The 19,558-nt window shown below is 32.1% G+C and carries 16 protein-coding genes; 13 read left to right on the forward strand and 3 right to left on the reverse strand.

All coding sequences use genetic code 11. From position 1 onward, the window contains the following. Window positions 1-174: 174 nt before the first annotated feature. From BLR17_RS12585 to BLR17_RS12625, 9 genes are all read left to right on the forward strand, one after another. The gene (locus BLR17_RS12585) at window positions 175-732 is read left to right on the forward strand and encodes a sugar O-acetyltransferase (RefSeq protein WP_066330182.1); all 558 of its coding nucleotides are present in this window, start codon (window positions 175-177) and stop codon (window positions 730-732) included. Between the two features lie 5 nt (window positions 733-737). Beyond that, entirely contained in the window at window positions 738-1,127 is a 390-nt protein-coding gene (gloA2, locus tag BLR17_RS12590; protein ID WP_066330184.1) for an SMU1112c/YaeR family gloxylase I-like metalloprotein, read from the forward strand. Window positions 1,128-1,240: 113 nt separating this feature from the next. Continuing rightward, window positions 1,241-2,515 (forward strand): chloride channel protein, encoded by a 1,275-nt coding sequence (locus tag BLR17_RS12595; RefSeq protein ID WP_066330185.1) that lies wholly within the window; start codon window positions 1,241-1,243, stop codon window positions 2,513-2,515. Window positions 2,516-2,526: 11 nt separating this feature from the next. Continuing rightward, window positions 2,527-3,135: an HPP family protein gene (locus BLR17_RS12600; protein WP_066330187.1), complete on the forward strand. Its 609-nt coding sequence runs from the start codon at window positions 2,527-2,529 to the stop codon at window positions 3,133-3,135. A gap of 96 nt (window positions 3,136-3,231) precedes the next feature. Further along, window positions 3,232-3,771 (forward strand): IS1096 element passenger TnpR family protein, encoded by a 540-nt coding sequence (locus BLR17_RS12605; RefSeq protein ID WP_066330189.1) that lies wholly within the window; start codon window positions 3,232-3,234, stop codon window positions 3,769-3,771. A 106-nt stretch (window positions 3,772-3,877) separates the two neighbouring features. Beyond that, window positions 3,878-4,237, forward strand: coding sequence for a four helix bundle protein (locus tag BLR17_RS12610; RefSeq protein ID WP_066330190.1), 360 nt, complete (start codon window positions 3,878-3,880; stop codon window positions 4,235-4,237). Window positions 4,238-4,282: 45 nt separating this feature from the next. Then, entirely contained in the window at window positions 4,283-5,341 is a 1,059-nt protein-coding gene (locus BLR17_RS12615) for a nucleoid-associated protein (protein ID WP_066330191.1), read from the forward strand. Window positions 5,342-5,539: 198 nt separating this feature from the next. Beyond that, the gene (locus BLR17_RS12620; protein WP_066330192.1) at window positions 5,540-5,785 is read left to right on the forward strand and encodes a hypothetical protein; all 246 of its coding nucleotides are present in this window, start codon (window positions 5,540-5,542) and stop codon (window positions 5,783-5,785) included. An 80-nt stretch (window positions 5,786-5,865) separates the two neighbouring features. After that, the gene (locus BLR17_RS12625) at window positions 5,866-8,229 is read left to right on the forward strand and encodes a GAF domain-containing protein (RefSeq protein ID WP_066330194.1); all 2,364 of its coding nucleotides are present in this window, start codon (window positions 5,866-5,868) and stop codon (window positions 8,227-8,229) included. Here the strand turns inward: BLR17_RS12625 and BLR17_RS12630 are convergent. Next, window positions 8,226-9,407, reverse strand: coding sequence for a Pycsar system effector family protein (locus BLR17_RS12630; protein ID WP_066330195.1), 1,182 nt, complete (start codon window positions 9,405-9,407; stop codon window positions 8,226-8,228). The genes BLR17_RS12625 and BLR17_RS12630 overlap by 4 nt on opposite strands. A gap of 25 nt (window positions 9,408-9,432) precedes the next feature. On the opposite strand from BLR17_RS12630, the gene BLR17_RS12635 reads away from it, so the two are divergent. Further along, window positions 9,433-13,164, forward strand: a complete 3,732-nt coding sequence (locus BLR17_RS12635; RefSeq protein WP_066330196.1) for a metallophosphoesterase — start codon at window positions 9,433-9,435, stop codon at window positions 13,162-13,164. Here the strand turns inward: BLR17_RS12635 and BLR17_RS12640 are convergent. Both BLR17_RS12640 and BLR17_RS12645 read right to left on the reverse strand, forming a co-directional pair. Continuing rightward, window positions 13,161-14,030 (reverse strand): hypothetical protein, encoded by an 870-nt coding sequence (locus BLR17_RS12640; RefSeq protein WP_066330197.1) that lies wholly within the window; start codon window positions 14,028-14,030, stop codon window positions 13,161-13,163. The genes BLR17_RS12635 and BLR17_RS12640 overlap by 4 nt on opposite strands. Before the next feature lie 13 nt (window positions 14,031-14,043). Continuing rightward, window positions 14,044-15,108 carry a hypothetical protein gene (locus tag BLR17_RS12645; protein ID WP_066330198.1) on the reverse strand — a complete coding sequence of 355 codons (1,065 nt, stop codon included), beginning with the start codon at window positions 15,106-15,108 and terminating at the stop codon, window positions 14,044-14,046. Window positions 15,109-15,459: 351 nt separating this feature from the next. On the opposite strand from BLR17_RS12645, the gene BLR17_RS12650 reads away from it, so the two are divergent. The 3 genes from BLR17_RS12650 to BLR17_RS12660 are packed head-to-tail and all read left to right on the forward strand — an operon-like array spanning window position 15,460 to window position 19,540. Continuing rightward, complete coding sequence (locus BLR17_RS12650; protein WP_066330199.1) at window positions 15,460-17,244, forward strand: PAS domain S-box protein; 1,785 nt, start codon at window positions 15,460-15,462, stop codon at window positions 17,242-17,244. Then, on the forward strand, window positions 17,234-17,641 hold the full coding sequence (locus BLR17_RS12655) for a response regulator (RefSeq protein WP_066330201.1): 408 nt from the start codon (window positions 17,234-17,236) through the stop codon (window positions 17,639-17,641). The genes BLR17_RS12650 and BLR17_RS12655 overlap by 11 nt, the downstream gene beginning before the upstream one ends. Window positions 17,642-17,701: 60 nt before the next feature. Further along, window positions 17,702-19,540, forward strand: coding sequence for a T9SS type B sorting domain-containing protein (locus tag BLR17_RS12660; protein ID WP_066330202.1), 1,839 nt, complete (start codon window positions 17,702-17,704; stop codon window positions 19,538-19,540). Window positions 19,541-19,558 lie beyond the last annotated feature (18 nt).

Raw genomic sequence — 19,558 nt, forward strand, 5'->3', positions numbered from 1 at the left:
AATTTCAACTTTGTTTTTTTAAGTTATATTTACATGAAGTAAAATCACAAAAAAAAAGCCAAAACAACAGCGCTTTTTTCACCCTAATTTCAAGCTGAAAAAACAAGAAAAAAACTTAGCTTTTTCAGACTAAAAAACAACTAAAAAAATAGCCTTAAAAACCATCATAAAAACATGAAAACAGAGAAAGAAAAAATGATTGACGGAGAGTATTATTTAGCAGGCGATTCTATCCTTGTAAAAGATCGCAGAAGAGCTAAAAACTTATTGCATCGTTTAAACATAACTGAATACAGACTAACAAAAAAAGCGAGAGAAATTTTAAAAGAACTCATCCCAAATGCAGACACCAATTTATATATCGAACCTCCTTTTCACTGCGACTACGGATACAATATTTATTGCGGCGAAAATGTCTATTTCAATGTTAATTGTGTTGTACTCGATTGCGCAAAAGTTACCATTGGCTCCAATGTATTTTTTGCTCCCGGAGTTCAACTTTATACTGCCACCCACCCGCTCGATGCCGAACTAAGAAAGACACTTGAAAACGCCTTACCAATAACTATCGGAGACGATTGCTGGATAGGCGGCAATTCGATAATTTGTCCCGGTATAACAATTGGAAACGGATGTGTAATCGGAGCAGGTTCTGTTGTTACCAAAAACATCCCTGATAACTCTCTCGCTGTTGGAAACCCGGCAAAAGTCATTCGAAAATTAAACCAATAATAACAATGCTCAAACTCAGCCACGTTCACCACATTGCCATTATTTGTTCTGACTATAAAAAATCAAAACAATTTTACACCGAGATTCTTGGATTAAAGATTATTCGAGAAGTATATCGGGACGAACGCAAATCATACAAACTCGATTTAGCACTAAACAACAACTATTGTATTGAATTATTTTCTTTCCCAAATCCTCCCAAAAGAGTTTCAAAACCTGAAGCCAGCGGATTAAGACACTTGGCTTTTGCCGTTGAAAATTTAGAACAAACAGTATCTTTCTTAATTTCTAAAAACATCAATACCGAACCTATTCGTATAGACGAATTTACCGACAAACGCTTTACTTTTATTTCTGATCCCGACGACTTACCCATCGAATTCTATGAGATTTAATACTTTTAACTTAATTTTATTATAACAATAAGCGATTGATTTTTTAAATTTCGATTTGTTTTAGGTAAATTTGCAATTCTTTTTAACATTATGTTGTAAATTTTAATCTTCTGATGAACAAAACGGCGCAAATCAAAAAAAATCATCAATTCATTAAAACTAGAAAACTTGTTATCGTTTCTATATTAATTGGTTTCCTCTCTGCCTTTTTAGGTATTAGTTTAAAGAAAATAACTGAATACTACGAAGAACTCTTTTTTCACCAAGCCAATTTGAATCCGTTTTTCTATATTCTTTTTCCTGTTTTTGGATTGTCTGTAATTTACTTTTTAAGACAATACCTCTTTAAGAAAAAAGAAAACAAAGGCATCAAAGAAGTTTTTGAAAGCAGCAATTCTAAAACCAAAAATCTTCCGTCTTACAAAATTCCATCGCATACTATCAACGGGATATTGACAGTTATTTTTGGAGGTTCAACCGGAATCGAAGTTTCTACCGTGGTTGCCACTGCCACTATCGGTTCGGTAGCACATCAAAAAGAAAATGTTTTCCGTCAATACAAAACAGAACTAATTTGCGCAGGTGTAGCTGCCGGAATCACAGCCTTATTTAGCAGCCCGATTGCCGGAATCTTATTTGCCCTGGAAGTCATCTCCAGAAAAGTAACCCGAGCTTTTGTAATTTCCAATCTAATTGCAGTATCCATCGCTTTTGGGTTATTGGCTATCTTAAATGAAAAACCCCTGTTTACTGTTACTATAACCACCTGGCATTTAAGAGCAATTCCGTACTTTATTTTGTTGGGTATTTTAGCCGGAATCAATTCCGTGTACTTAACTAAAAGTGTATTGTTTTTCAAAAGTCAATTTGCTAAAATCGAAACACATTACCACAAAATCATTTTGGGGTCAATAATCTTAAGCATTTCGCTTTTTATCTTTCCTCAATTATACGGCGAAGGTTACCATGCTATAAAAACAATCATCAATACCAATAACGAAATTCCTTTAACCCTTACTCTTGGCTTAAGCTTTGCAGGAGTTCTATTTCTAAAACCTATTGTAACCTCTGTTACTCTTGCCTCCGGTGGTGATGGTGGTGTTTTTGCTCCCAGCTTATTTATCGGTGCTTTTTTAGGCTTATTAGTCGCTTCTGTACTTAATACCTTTTTTGATACTCAAATTATCCCGGTTAATTTCATGATTATTGGTATGGCCGCCGTTTTAAGCGCCAGCATTCATGCTCCACTTACCGCTATCTTTTTGGTTTGTGGCTTAACAAATAATTATACTCTGTTTTTCCCAATACTAGCCGCTTGCTTTATTTCTAAATATACAGCCAAAATGATTTATCCCAACACGGTGTACACTTTTGTTCCAAGTATTTAAATTTAATAATCATGCCCACTCACAAAATAAAAAGGAGCTATCGCAAAACCAGATACATTCTCTATAAAGAAACCCTAATTGATTACAAAGAACAATTTTGGTCTTTTTTAGGATCATTCGTAGGAATTGGACTCATTGCTTATTTTCAAAGTCAACATTTTTCTCATCAGGATGTTGTTTATTTAATTGGTTCTTTTGGAGCCTCGAGTGTATTAGTTTATGGAATTATTGAAAGTCCCTTTTCACAACCTCGTAATCTGGTTGGCGGACATCTTATTTCTGCTTTTATAGGTGTAACTGTACATCGACTGCTTCCCGATACCTTATATCTTGCCGCACCTATGGCCGTTTCCTTATCGATTGTAATGATGCAAATAACCAAAACACTCCATCCTCCGGGAGGAGCAACGGCATTAATAGCTGTTATTGGAACTCAAAAAATAAAAGCGTTAGGATATTGGTATGTGTTATCTCCTGTATTAACCGGGGTATTAATCTTGTTGTTTACAGCTTTACTATTTAACAACATGACCACAAGTCGCAACTATCCAGCTAATAGTACTTATCACAAGCGCTATCTGAGAAAAATAAAGCGTCTGATAAAACCAACCCATTCATAATCAAACCAAATCTTATTTTTTGATAAAATTTCATAAATCGCATTGGGATTAAAAAGGATTAAATGTACCTTTGAACTTTTTACAAAAACAACGATTATGGTTTATAAATTTAGAGTAATCTTAGACGCCGAAGAAGATATTTTCAGAGATATCGCGATACTTGAAGACGATACTTTAGAAGATTTACACAATGCTATCTTTAATTCTTTTGGATTTGATGGTATGGAAGTCGCTTCTTTTTACACTTGTGATGACACTTGGAATCAGGAAGATGAAATTTCACTTTTTGATACCGGAGACGTTCTCGGAGAACAACGAATCATGAGTGATTATAAACTTTCAGATATTCTAGATGAGGAAAATACTAAAATCATCTATGTCTATGATTTTATCAATATGTGGACTTTCTTAGTAGAACTTGCAGCTATAGAAGAACAGACTGCCGGATCTACTTATCCCGAAACACTTTTCGCTCACGGGGAAATGCCTGATGAAGCTTTAGAGAAAAATTTTGAAGCAGATAATGCAGATGATTTTTACGATGAATTTGAAGATGGGTTAGATGATGACGACATGGATATGTTTGAAGGAGACGACAGCTACGAAGATTACGGCTTTGAAGAAAATTGGAATTAGTTTTTTTGAGATACAAAGGTTCTGAGGTTCTGAGTTACTAAGTTTTTTCAAAACTTTTTTTATTAAACTTTTTCTTATATTTAATAAAATTTAAATTTTAAGAAATATGAGTACATTTAAAGACCTTTTGATTTGGCAAAAATCAATGACCTTAATCACCCAAATTTACCAATCAACAAATCAATTTCCAAAAGAAGAAATTTTTAGCTTAACTTCACAAATCAGAAGAAGTGCTATTTCTATTCCAAGTAATATTGCAGAAGGTTTTGGACGGGAAAGCAAACAGGACTTCTTACGATATTTAAATATTTCCATTGGCTCTTTATTTGAATTCCAAACACAATTGGAGATTGCAAAGAATATTAACTATTTAAACGAAAACGAATTTAATAATATATTTGAGGACAGTCGAGAAATTGAGCGTATGTTAGTTTCTTTCATCAAAAAATTAAAAGAACGAAACTAGCATACTCAAATCCTCAGAAACTTAGAACCTCAGCCACTTCAAAAAATGATCAACTTATTCAACGCACACATCGAGACACTTTCTATTCACAGAGTAGGAAATAAAAGCCGAAATGAGGCTATCTTTTTATCGGAGCAACCTTTTAGCTTACAAGATGAAATTGTTCCGCTTATCAAAGAATTCTTCTTGAAACCTTTTAGAGAAAAAGAAGAAAACTATTTTCAATTTGCTCATGAAGTGGATTTGGATTACAATGACATGTACAAGTACGCTACTGAAATTTTTGACAATCCGGCTAATCTACACGAAGTTTCAAAAAAAATTACTAAACATTTATTTGAACAATCCAATCATCCGCATATTAAAAACGGTGAAGTTTATGTGACCCATTTAACTAACGTTAATATTGACAACACAGCTGTTGATGCCATTGGAATTTTCAAAAGTGAGTTACAAAGTGACTTTTTACAGTTTGAAGAAAAAGAATCTAATTTAGAAATGATTTTACAACAAGGAATCAATCTAAACAAATTAGACAAAGGCTGTTTAATCTTCAATCACAAAAAAGAAGAAGGTTACAAAATCCTAACTGTTGACAGTAACCGCTACGATGCCCGTTATTGGTTAGAACACTTCCTGTCAGTTGATGCTTTTGAAGATGAAAATTTCATCACTAAAAAATATTTAAAATTCTGTCAAAACTTTGCCAAAGATGTGGTTTTCCCTGCCGAAGACAAAAAAGAAGAAGTAATGTTCATGAACCGTTCGGTGAATTATTTTGCCAAAAATGACGAATTTGAAGAAACTGAATTCTTAAACGAAGTTTTAGACAATCCTGATTTGATTCCGGAATTTAAAAACTACAAAGTTGATAAAGGAGAAAAATACAGTATTGAAGATGTTACTTCATTCCCAATTGCCAATGCTGCAGTAAGTGATGCCAGAAAATCAATCAAAAACGTAATCAACTTAGACACTAATATTCAAATCAAAATGGATTTTATTAATCCTGAAAGCGCTGAAAAATTTGTAGAAAAAGGTTGGGACGAAGAAAAACAAATGTATTATTACTTAGTATATTTCAACAAAGAACAAAAATCATAGCAAGTAAAAATTTTGATTTCACTACTTAATTCATCTCCAATTGTTTAAACAGTTGGAGATTTTTTTTTAAACAACCACAAAAAAGAAAGATTAAACTTATTTATTTTTAAAAAATACGTACTTAATCGATTTTTTAAGTATTTTTATCTATGTTTTAATACTTTTATAATCCCCAAACATAAGAAACCTACATTTATTATGGATTTAAAAGAAATCAAAGCAACTATTATCAGTAAAAAAATTGTATGCTCCATTTTTGGCCACAAAATAGTAACCTCCAGAAACATTACCAATCATTTAAAAGAATATAGATGTACAGTATGCAAAATGGAATTAACGAATGACGAAGAAGGATACATCACCTACCTCACTCCTGAGTTAAAAGAAGTAAACGAAGCCTTAGTTTCATTTTATCAAAAAAAACTTTTAGCCAAACAGCATTAATAATTTTAAACTCCTACCTTTCCTTACAAACAATCTAACCAAGATAATTCACTATTTTTGTATACTAAACAAAAAGTAAGATGAATGATCCTTTGTTTAAAGAGAGTCCCTTTAAAACCTTAATTTCTTTCCATAAACTAATTGAGGCATTAGAAGAAATTGCGCTATCAGATGTTGATTATCGCTCTAACTATGCAAAATCTTTACTGAAAGAAATTGAATCTATTCCTGAACTAAGAACCGGAATTGAAGATTTTTCGATTATTACTGATAATAAAAAAATTATTCGAAACCTGCTTGCCGATTTATTCCCTACAGCACTCACTAATAATGAAATTAAAGCGGTTGCGATACCTTTTCAGAACACGACTTTCAACTATACTAAAAGATTCAAAAAAATCCTTAAAAACGCAGGAGATTTTGATTTAACCATTGGTGATTTCAATCAGGAGCAATTCTACGTACTTAGTTGTATTCTTATTTTGAATGCCTATTACAACCAAAACTTTGATTACAACAAACCATTATATTATGAAATTCCGGATGCTAATGGTGTAATGTACCATTATCGCATTCTTTACAATGCCGATTTTGTAGAAATCTACCCTTTAAAAGAAGCTCCAATTTTAAGCATCGAAGACATTGATGAATTAATGGATAACTTTGACAATGTGGCTTTATGGAAGGAAAAATTCCCTTTAGAAAGCTGGGTTTTAAAAGGCTTTGGTGTCATTAGTTTATTTGACGCTACTAAAGAAACTGCCATTTCAAATCTAAAAAGCAATCTTTTAAAAAGAGACAAAAAAACGGAAGATGATGAAAAATCAATAGAAAGCATTTTCAGATCTTTTTTTAAAATTCCCGATTTACGAATAGGTATCAGCATTTATAACGATGATGAAAAAAAGTTCACGAAATTACCTTATGAGAAATCCAAAATTGGAAGTTTTATACTCCAAAATGCAAATGAAATGGAATCCTGCAGCGCTTTCCTTGGCTGCCCTGTAAACAAACTTCTGGAAGCTAAAGAATGTTTTACTATTTCAAATGTGGAGTCTTTTGGTGAAATTCCGGGAAATGAAAAATTTGCGCAAGCTTTATTACAACAAAATATCAAAAGCTGCATTTTTACACCTATTGTAAAAGAAGAAAAATTACTTGGGATAATTGAACTTGTTTCGGCTACTCCAAAACAATTAAACAGCATTAATGCTAACAATCTCAATTTAATACTACCTAATATTGTCAATACTTTAGAACGCTACGACACCGATTTCCAAAATCAAATTGGAGCTATAATTCAACGTGAATATACAGCTATTCATTCCAGTGTCTATTGGAAATTCAAAGCCGAAGCTCAGAAATATTTACAAACCAGCGAATCAAACAAAGACTATAATTTTAAAGAGATTGTCTTTAAAGAAGTGTATCCCCTTTATGGCCAAATAGATATTAATGGATCATCCGAGCATCGTAACAATACCGTAAAAGAGGATTTAAAACATCAAATGCTAAGCTTATTGGCTATTTTCGAAAAATCGAAATCCATAAACAAAATCCCTTTATTAGAACAACGAAAATTTGAATTGAATTCATTCTTCGCTGAATTAGAAAAGGAATTAAAAGCCGATACCGAACAGCAAATACAAAATTATATAGAAAAGGAAATTCATCCTTTATTAAACAAATCCATTGTAGATAAAGAAGACCATTTTTTGATTGATAACTATTTTGAGAATCTGGATGCTAAAACACATCTTTTTTATCATGCCCGAAAACAGTTTGACGAAGCCATGGCCATTATCAACAAAAAAATGGCAGATGTTTTAGATGCAGAACAAAATGAGGCTCAAAATATCTTTCCACATTATTACGAACGTTTTAAAACTGATGGTGTCGAACATAATTTATACATTGGTTCATCCATAACTCCTAATCAATCTTTTGATGTTATGTATTTGAATAATCTTAGATTATGGCAATTGCAAACCTTATGCAAAATGGAATTAGAACATCATCGACTAAAAAAAGTACTACCTTATAATCTGGATGTCAGTTCGCTGATTTTAGTTTTCAGTTCTCCCATTTCCATTAGATTTAGAATGGACGAAAAACGCTTTGATGTTGACGGCACTTACAACGCACGCTACGAAGTGGTCAAAAAACGCATTGACAAAGCCAATATTAAAGGCACTAAAGAAAGAATCACCCAAAAAGAAAAAATCACCATTGTCTATTCTCATCAACATGAAGAAATTGAGTATTTAAAATACATTCATTTTCTTCAGTTCAAAAACATATTGGAATCAGAAATCGAACAATTTGAAGTCGAAGATTTACAGGGCGTTTATGGTTTAAAAGCTATTCGAATCAAAGTAATGAATACTGATGAAAATTTGGAGACAAATTACACTTACAAGGAATTACTAAGTTCTTTGCATTAAAGACGTGTAGCATTGAATGCAAAGAAAAAAGCGAGAAATGAAATAATGATTCCTACCATGAAAATGGTATAGGTTATACGCAGTAATTTGTATTTTTTTTCTAAAACAATGCCTAAATAATACAAATCCTTAATCATGGAATTGTACAAATAAGTATTGTCTTTCATCATTTCATTTACCGCCCATTCGTATTCTTCCAAAGGCATTTTGTAAAAATTACCAAAGAACAACAAATTAACTTTTCGGTCTTCAATATCTTTTCGGGTAAAAGTGCCACTGGTTACTTTTGGTCTTGTTGAAAGAATTGCAAAAACAATACAAATCACACTAAACATCAACATAATAAAAGTTGGAATCACCAAGTGTGCATTACTCGGACTGTCTAATTTAGGAACTATCGAAGACAAAGCAATAGAAATAATAATTGCATTTACTGACAATAAAATATTGGCTTTGCTATCGGCAATACCACTTAAACGGGTATGATTACTCAAGGTGACTCTGAACAAAGTATCAATTCCACGGTCAGGTTTAGGGACTTTTAATGATTTATCTTTTTTTTGTTTTTTCACCTCGTTCTCTTGCTGTAATTTTTTAATTTTTTCCTGAATCAAAACCACATTTTTTTCCTTTAACGGTTGCCAATTGGCTTTAGCATAATCGGTATAATACTGATGGCATTCTGTCAGCATTTTTAAATTCTCCTGAGCCCATTCTAAATCAGAAGTTTGTTTTTGTTTGACAATTTTCCATTCCAATCTTAAACATTCACAGCTGTCACAGTAATTTTCTTTGGTAAAATGATAAAAATCGGCATCCTTGATTATTTTTTCTGAAATAGTTTGCGGAATATGATGGTATTTCGTTGCCCGAATTAAAGCATCTACCTGAGCTATATAATCGGACGTTTTCCCTTGTTTTTCTAAATAATCGGCAACAATTTTCACACTGTTTTCTTCGTGATTTTCAACTCCGTAAATATACCCCGTATCATGAAACCATGCTGCTACAATAAGTATTTCAAGCTCTTCTTCAGTTAAATTTTCCTGTACTGAAAGTAATTTTACAGCCTCAACCACATCCGAAGTATGGTTCAAATTGTGATAAATAAATGAATCAGAAAGTTTATCTTTGAGTAATTTATAAACAAAATCTTGTGCTTGCTCGATAAGATCCATAGGTAAATTTTTATACTACTAAATTATGAAATTGTTTTCGGATATGCGATTCTTAAAAATCAAAATATTTTGTCTCTCCTGTCTTGTCTTTTTTTCACTCTTCTCTTGTGCCACTCATCATTTGCAATTAGGAAAAGATTCGAAAAAAAACACTCTTACAAACGACAAGGATACAGCAAAAATTGCCCATCGTTTTTTTTTAATTGGCGATGCCGGAAATGCTGATGAAGAAAATGCTCAAAAAATCCTAAATGCTTTACAAGCACAACTTCATCAATCGGATAAAAAAGCTACTTTATTATTTCTGGGAGACAATATTTATCCCAAAGGAATACCTGATGAAAAAGACAAAACCGCATACGATATTGCGCTGAAAAAAATAAAACTTCAACTTGCGCTTTCTAAAAATTTTAAAGGAAAAACCATATTTATTCCCGGAAATCACGATTGGTATTCAGGAATTAGCGGATTAAAACAACAGGAAACGATAGTAAACAATTACCTTGGCGAAAAAAAGGCTTTTCTTCCTGCTAATGGCTGTCCTATTGATGATAAAAAAATAAACGACCAACTTTGTTTGATAACGATTGATAGCGAATGGTTTTTAGAAGATTGGGATCGAATCCCAACCATTAATGACAATTGCAGCATAAAAACCCGCGAAGACTTTTTTGCTGAATTCGAAAATATCCTAAACAAAAACCAAGACAAAACCATCATTTTAGCAATTCATCATCCATTGATGAGTAATGGAACACATGGCGGACAATTTTCACTTGAAAAACAATTATTTCCTTTAGAACAAAAAATTCCTTTACCGATAATTGGATCTTTTGTCAATTTTTTAAGAAAAACATCCGGAGTTAGTCCGCAAGATATTCAAAACAAACAATACCAACTTTTAGTAAAACGCCTAAAAACGCTTTTACAAAATCAGGATAATGTAATTGTAGTTTCGGGTCACGACCATAATTTGCAATACATTGAAAACGAAAATATCAAACAAATTATCAGCGGAGCAGGTTCAAAATCGGAGGCTGCAAGAGCTATTTATCCTAATGATTTTTCTTATGGCAAAAATGGTTTTGCCACTTTAACATTATATACCAATGGAAAAACAGTAGTTGATTTTTACGGAATTGAAAACAATGAACCCAAAATTCTTTTCCAAAAAACACTTTTAGAACCTCAAAAAGCAATCACAAATAATTATGCTGTTTCATTTCCTAAAACAACAAAATCATCCATTTACAACAATGAGATGACCAGCAAAAGCATGATTCATAACTTCCTTTTTGGCAAGCATTACCGAAAATATTACAGTACTTTAATTGATGTTCCTGTTGTTAGTCTGGATGATCTTTATGGTGGACTTTCCCCTGTAAGAGCCGGTGGCGGACATCAATCTAAATCCCTGCGACTTGATTCAAAAGATGACAAAGAGTATGTGATGCGGGCTTTAAAGAAGAGTGTCAGCCGCTTTTTACAAAATGTAGCTTTCAAAGACCAATATGTCGAAAATCAATTTGAAAACACTTATGCTGAGCACTTTCTATATGATTTTTACACCACCTCTCACCCTTATACGCCATTGGCGGTAGGTAATTTGGCAGAGCAAATTGGCATTTTTCACAGCAATCCTCAGTTGTATTATATTCCAAAACAAAAAGCTCTGGGAGAATTCAACACTGATTTTGGAGACGAACTCTACTATGTTGAAGAAAGACCTTCGGACAGTCAAAAAGATTTGAAAAATTTTGGCAAATCTGAAGCTATAATTGGAACTGATGAACTTCTGAAAAATTTACAAAAAGACGAAAAATACGTTGTTGACGAAAACGAATACATCAAAGCACGCTTATTTGATATGCTTATTGGCGACTGGGACAGACATTATGACCAATGGCGCTGGGCGGAATACAAAATGGGAGACAAAATAATTTACAAACCTATTCCCAGGGATCGTGACCAGGCTTTTTCAAAATACGATGGCACTTTGCTGTCGTTGATAATGAATATTCCTGCTCTTCGGCATATGCAAAGTTTTAAAAACGATATTAAAAATGTAAAATGGTTTAACCGGGAGCCTTATCCATTAGACTTGGCACTACTTAAAAATACAGAAGAAAAAGATTGGATTGCTCAGACAAAATTCATTCAGGAAAATTTAACCGATTCGGATATTGAAACAGCATTTAAAAATCTGCCAAAAGAAGTTCAGGACGAGACTATTTTGTCAATTATAGAAAAACTGAAAAACAGAAAAGGACAATTAATCAACTATGCAAGCCAATACAACAAGGTTTTACAAAAAACAGTCATTATCACAGGTACTAATAAAAAAGACCGTTTTGACATCAAACCTATTTCTAAAAATGAAGTTACAATTTCAGTTTTTAGAATAAAAAAAGAGGGGGAAGAATTAGTTTCCACCAAAACATTTGATAAGCATGCAACTAAAAACATCTGGATTTACGGTTTAGACGACGAAGATATTTTTGATTTACAAAACGCTCAAAAATCGGCTATTAAAATAAAATTGATTGGAGGTCAAAATAATGACAGCTATACCATTTCTAACGGAAAAAACATTAGTATCATTGATTTTAAAACCAAAAAGAACAGTTTTGATATTGCTTCTAATACTAAAAAATTATTAACCGATGATTATGAAACCAATTATTACAATTATCAAAAACCAAAATACAATGCGTTTTCAGGCTTACCGTCAATAGGCTACAATCCCGATGACGGAATAAAATTAGGTCTGCAAACCAATTATACTGTGAATCATTTCAAGCAGAATCCTTATACCTTAAAACATATTTTTAAAGCCAATTACTATTTTGCTACGGATGGTTTCGAGCTTAATTATCATTTGGATGCTCCCAAATTAATTAGAAAATGGAATTTCGGATTTGACTCGCAATTTACCAGTCCCAACTTTGCTATAAACTATTTTGGTTATGGAAATAATACCGCCAATTCAGATGAAATCAATGGAATGGACTACAACAGAGTCCGCATCAGAATATTAAAATTTGCGCCTAAAATCGAAAAAACAGGACGATTAGGTAGTCGTGTAAGTTTCCAACTTGCTTATGAGAATTTCGATGTAGAAAATACTGCGGGACGATTTATTTCGATTCCTAATATTGTCAATCCTGAAATTTTCAATCATCAGCAATTTGCAGGAGCAACAGCTGAATACGCCTATGAAAATTACGACAATGCTTCGCTACCCTCTATGGGAATGGGATTTTTGGTTTCGGCTAATTGGAAAATGAATGTTAACAACAGCCAACAAAATTTCCCAACCTTAGAATCTAAAATCAATTTCAATCATAAAATAGATCATCAGGGAAAAATTGTATTGGCTACTTTGATAAAAGCCAAAGCAATTCTGAATAATAATTTCGAATTTTATCAGGCAGCGACATTAGGCGGGGATTATGATTTAAGAGGATTTAGAAACCAACGCTTCATTGGGAATCAATCTTTCTTTCAAAGTAGTGATCTTCGGATTACCCTTGGAAAAATCAAAGAAAGTATTGTTCCAATGTCTTATGGCTTTTTTGGAGGATATGACTATGGCAGAGTTTGGCTAAACAATGAAAACTCAAACAAATGGCATCAGTCCCTGGGAGGTGGTTTATGGCTTAATGGGCTCAATACCCTGACCGCGAGATTAAGTTATTTTAAAGCAACTGCAGATGATGAGGCCAGAATTGCTTTTGGACTGGGATTTGGATTTTAATCTAATGAATCTAAGTCCAATTGATAAAGCTTACCTCCTATTTTTTTCGTTTTTTCATCAACAATCAAAACTGTTTTATTGTCTTTGAAACAAATAGCTTCTTTTTGAGAAAAATGATGCAAATTAATTCTGTTTACATTTCCTGAGAAAAAATTATCGGAAGTAAAATTTTCAAAAATCCATATTTGACTATGACTCAGCAAAACTACTTTTCTTTCATCCGGACTAATACCAGCACTGGTTATTGCTGCATTTTGAAAATCGCCTTCGGCTTTAAATTGCCCAAGTAATTGTGCCTGATGGAATCCTGCCTGATTGGGAACTTTGTATAAGAATGTTGTTCCGTCAAAACCTTTACTTCTGTTTTTAGTAAAGAGATAAAAATTATTTTTGTACACGACAAAAGCTTCCACATCATAGAACAACTCGGTTTTCTTAGGAGGAAATTCCGTTTGTTCAGGATAAGCAAAACTGACTTTATAAGAAGGAATTACACTTTCATTTTTCAAAGAATCTTTGGCAATTTTATAAATAGTCAAATCTTTTCTTTCATTGTCGTTGTTCCCAAAATCGCCAATGTATAAATTGCCTTCATTATCTTTAGTTATATCCTCCCAATCTACATTTTCAGTCTGAGCAATGGTTACTTTTCGTTGTTGTTGTCCTTTGTCATCAACTCCATAAATAGCATTTGCATTTCCGCTGTCTTCGAGCATCCAAATTAAATTAGAATTTCCATTAAAAACAATTCCGGATACCTCTTTTAAATGTTTCGGCAAAACATAAAGTTCTTTTAAAACAGTTGATTCTCTTTGGCAAAAAGCAAACAAAGAAGACATTAAAAGGAAGGATATTATTTTTTTCATTTCAAAATTAACTTTAAGAACCGGGTTTAAACAAATCCGGATGTTTGAAGTTTCTGGTAACGAATTTAAAAGCAGCACTTAAAACATACCCCATTGAAGTCGCTTTTTTAAAATTCAAATCATTGGTATAACGATACAATTCTAATTTCAATTGTTGAATATGTGCTTCCGGAGCAATTGTATCGTGAGACATAATGCGAAGTATTTTTTGAATTCGGGTTTCGGCAGAAAGAATTCTTTTGGCTAAAGCAGCACGCTCCTCATGCTTGTATTGTTCTATGGAGCTTTTTTGTAATTTATCTTTGATTAATTTAATCATCGGAAAGTTTTCTTTAAAAAACTGAGGACGATAAATCTTGAAATTCCCCTCATAACATTGTTGATCAAAATCTATAGCTCTAATTTTATAAACCACCTGATCAAAATCATGAATAGGAACAATTACATAATTATATGCCCGCATATCTCCTAAAAGCCGAATCATACAACGTTCATTGAATTTAACAAATTCTTTTGCAATTTGAGATTTCTCGGTTTCTGTACAACTTTCAAGTAAGGTTTCCATAAAAACATCTCCGGGAATACCTATTATATGCTCTTCAATCAGAGTGTCCTTGTAAACCAAAAAGTTAATTTTATCCGGAGATAAAATATGTTCTAATTCTAATCCGTAAATACGGGAAGCATCGGCTTTTTTTATGTAAAAATGAACATAATTATCGTTCAGAACATTACGTACTTTAATCCTAAAAGGTTTCGAATTTCCAAAAGTACAATAGTCAATTGCATCCACATTTAAGAATCTGATAACATCCAAATTCCCATCGGAATGCAACAGAGAATAGATTTTCTTCAAATTTAAATCAATCTCATTTCTTTCATATTCACTATAAAAAACCCTTGCCCATAAGGTATCATTATCATTTTTATCATAAACGTTGATAGAACCCGAAAATCGCAACAAATCTTCATAAGAAATGGGCACTTTTGAAATTCTGTCAAAACGTTCCAAATATTCAACCAGATATTGATTTATGGAATAAGTTGGTTTTTTAAACAATGGAGAAATCTCGCTCATGCATAAGTGTATTTACACAAAAATACGTTATTTATTTGAAAGCATTAATAACAAAGAAGTTCATAAAAATCAATCTTTATCAAAAAAAGGCTTTACAAAACCTTTTTCACTTAAATACTGACTACCAAACAACTAAATATAAGTATGTTTTCTACACTATAAACAGCTTTTAAAAAAAAGTGTTGTTCATCGATTTTATTTGTACGGGTTTACTTTCTTAAGTATTTTTATTTTTTTTAGACAAAATACGTAAGTACAAAAGCTTATTTTAAAATTATTTTTAAAACTATATTTCAACCACAACCATCCTGAAAAAACAAATTTTAATACAATTCTTTACTATGGCTATTTATGAAAACTAAACAGGATTTTTATATTAAAGAAACCGTTGAAATTGGAAAATGGGATATCAACCTAAATACAAACAGCTTCTTTTGGGATAAAAAAACCAAAGAAATATTTGAAGTATCAGAATATTTTATTCCCAGCTTTAAAAATACCACTGCCTTTTTTAACCGAAAAAACCTGATTGGTTTTAAATCAATTATCAATAAAGCAGTAGAAAATAAAATCCCGGTTTGCGGTAAATTTAAAATCATTTCTGCCGATAAAAAAATCAAACAATTGGAATGCATTTGCCAAGTTGATTTTGAATTCAATAAAATTAATAGAATTTACGGTTTTGTTAAAGATATAAGTTCAGAAGAAGAACGAATTATCAAATTAGAATCAGTTATACAAAAATATACTTCTGTATTCTCCGATATTCATGAAGCTTTAATTATTATTGATACTAATACTGGACAAATTTCAGATTGCAACAAATCAATGCTTAAGCTTAGTTCTTATACCATAACTGAATTAGTAGGCGCTCCTTACACCATATTATTCCCTACAGAAGATAGCAGTTCAATTGACTTAAACACTTCTTTTTTTGCAAAAGAAACCATTTTAAAAACAAAAAAAGACAATCTGATACCGGTACAAATTACTTCCGGAAAAAAGTTTACAATTGACAATCAAGATTACTTAGTTTATTCCATCAAAGACATTACTGAAAACAAGCAAACAGAAGAAAATCTCAATTTACTATCATTGGTTGCATCTGAAACCACTGATAGCATTATCATACTAAATTCAGAAGGAAAAGCTATCTGGGTCAATCAGGCCTACATGAAACTTACCGGTTTAACATTGGAAGAAATCATAGGCCAACAACCCAATTATCTTAGTTTCGGGACTAAAAACAATAACGAAATCCTAAATAAGATTAACCAGACTATCAAGAACAAAAAAGGAATAAAAATTGTTTTTCACCATTTCAACAAACACAATAAAAAATATTGGTTGGAATTAAACATCACTCCAATAATTGACAATGATGGTATTTGTACCAAATTCATTGGTATTGGCAGAGATGTAACCGCCACAAAGAAAAAAGAAACTGAGCTCAAAAAGATATTAGAAGTTACCAATCAACAAAACAACAAGCTTTTAAATTTTGCACATATTGTTTCTCACAACATTCGCTCACACACTAGTAACTTACTCATGGTTTTGGACGTTATCGAAAATACTAACGATACTGACGAGAAACTAAGTTTTATTGAAATGTTCAAGGAAGGTACCGAAAAATTATCAGAAACAATTGAGAATTTGAATGAGGTAATTACCATTCAAAAAAATAACAACACTCTAAAAACAACTATTAATTTTAAAACCGAATTAGAAAAAAGTCTAATTCCTTTTCAAAATAAACTTAGTATTACCCATAACATACCCGAATATTTAAACTTAAATGTAATTCCAACTTATTTGGAAAACATACTCCAAAATCTACTGGTAAATGTAGTTAAATATCAATCTCCAAATCGATTTCCTAAATTAGAAATAAGCCATCAAAACAAAGACGGTTATCATATTTTTTATTTTAAAGACAATGGTCTGGGAATCAATATTAAGAAGAATAAAAACAAGTTATTTGGTATGTATAAAACCTTTCACGAAAATGAAGACGCAAAAGGAATTGGTTTATTCATTGTGAAAAATCAAATTGAAGCCATGAAAGGTAAAATTGAAGTAGAAAGTAAAGAAGGACAAGGAAGTACTTTTAAATTATTTTTTGATGAAAAATAAATTGACTTACATTATTGACGACGATAAACTATCCGTAAAACTAATGAGTATGCTTATCTCAAAAAATAATTTTTGCGAAAAAATCGTTTCGTTTCACAACCCTCAAACAGCGCTGAATGAACTAATTAAAAACGCTCTAAATCCCTCAAATCTTCCGGATGTTATTTTATTGGATTTAAATATGCCTATACTTGATGGCTGGCAGTTTTTGGATGAATTCAAACTCATCACATTTGCTAAAAAAATAATAATTTTTGTGGTTTCTTCTTCCATCGACCCTACTGATTTAGAAATGGCAAAAAACTATCCAACGGTAAAAAATTATATCATAAAACCACTCAACTCAGACAAACTCAAACAAGCTACTTTGCTCATTGAAAACGAAGTTTCTCATTAAGTTTTACAAGCTCAAACCAAGCTGTTAAAAAACAGATATTTATACTAACTTTGTATGATTATGAAAGTCTGCAAAGCCATATTATTCTGCTTTTTGATAAACATCATCAGCTCGCCATTGCGGGCACAAGCCATTAGCGTAGACGATACCAAAAATGCTGTTGAACTAATCAATCTGTTAACAAAGTACAGTTCTTGTTTACAAATAGCCAATGAATCTGTCACAGGAGATCCGTTTAGCTCTGGAAAAAACAGTTATGGAGCTTTTACAAATAGTGCTTCAAATTTTCCGTTTCAATCTGGTATAGTCCTTAGTACCTGGAGCAGCACACAATCAGCAGGACCTTTTGTCAGAACTTTTGGAGGAGGTAGTGATTCATGGCCTGGAGATACCGACTTAAATCAAACTTTAAATAGCAATTCCGTAAACGCTACAGTACTGGAATTTGATTTTACCCCTTTAACAAACAGCATCAGTTTCAATTATTTTTTTGCTTCTAATGAATACCAGGACGACTATCCCTGCCATTATTCTGATGGTTTTGCATTTTTAATAAAAGAAAAAGGAACTGCTAATCCGTATCAAAATTTAGCTGTAATACCTAATACAACAATTCCAATTTCATCCATCAATATCCATCCTAAAATCACCTTCACTCCTACTAAATATTGTGATGCTAAAAACGAATCTTACTTTGGTCAGTTCAACAATACACCAAATAATACCAGTCCTATAAATTATGCCGGTCAAACCAAAGTTTTAAATGCAAAAACCAATGTTATTCCGGGAACTACCTATCACATCAAATTAGTCATTGCCGATGACAGAAATACTTATTATGATTCGGCTATTTTCATAGAAGCCGCCAGTTTTAATTCGGCAATCGACTTAGGAACAGATAGATTATTAGCCACAAACACTGCAATTTGTTTTGGTGATAACTATATAATAGACACAAAATTATCCTCGGCATACACCTATAAATGGTACAAAGATGGTACTTTATTATCTTCAGCAACCAATCCTTCTTATACTGTTACAGCTCCCGGAACCTATAAAGTTGAAGTTACATTAAATCCTTCTACTTGTATTGCCACAAATCAGATAAAAATTGAATATACTCCTGAAATTGTTTTAAACAATAGTACGTTAACACATTGTGATTTTGATGGTGATGGAAAAGATATTTTTAACCTGACCGAAGCAGATAATGAAATAAAAAATAACAACTCTACATTAAGCGATGTTACTTATTATGAGAATTTAACGGATGCGAAAGACAACAGTAATCCTATTTTCAACCCTGCTTATTACACTAACCAGTCCTTGACACAAACTCTGATTGCCAAAGTAACTAACTCTTATAATTGTGCTAATTATGCCGAATTAACTCTGAATCTTTCTAACAATAACACACAAAATCCAATTTCAATAATAACTGCTGTTCAAACTAAAGATTTTGAAGGCAATAAAAACTCTGCAATAATACAATATACAGGTTCCGGAAATTATGAATTTTCTATAGATGGAATTTTATATCAAGACAGTCCTGAATTTTCAAATATTCCTGCAGGAAACCATATTGCTTATGCACGGGATAAAAATCAATGTAACGTATCGATTCCTTTTCCTTTTACTATTTTAGACTACCCTCGTTATTTCACTCCTAATGGAGATGGTATTAACGATTCCTGGACCATAAAAAACTTAAATTTACTTCCTCTGGCTACCATAAATATTTTTGATCGCTACGGAAAATTCATAAAACAATTTAATTCTTCAAACCTGAATTGGAATGGAACCTTAAACGGTTACCAACTACCTGCTGATGATTATTGGTTTACCCTAATTTTTGAAGATGGCAAAAATATCAAAGGCCATTTTTCATTAAAAAGATAAAAAATCGCCAATAATTTA

The sequence above is a fragment of the Flavobacterium glycines genome, from assembly GCF_900100165.1.
Lineage (GTDB): Bacteria > Bacteroidota > Bacteroidia > Flavobacteriales > Flavobacteriaceae > Flavobacterium > Flavobacterium glycines.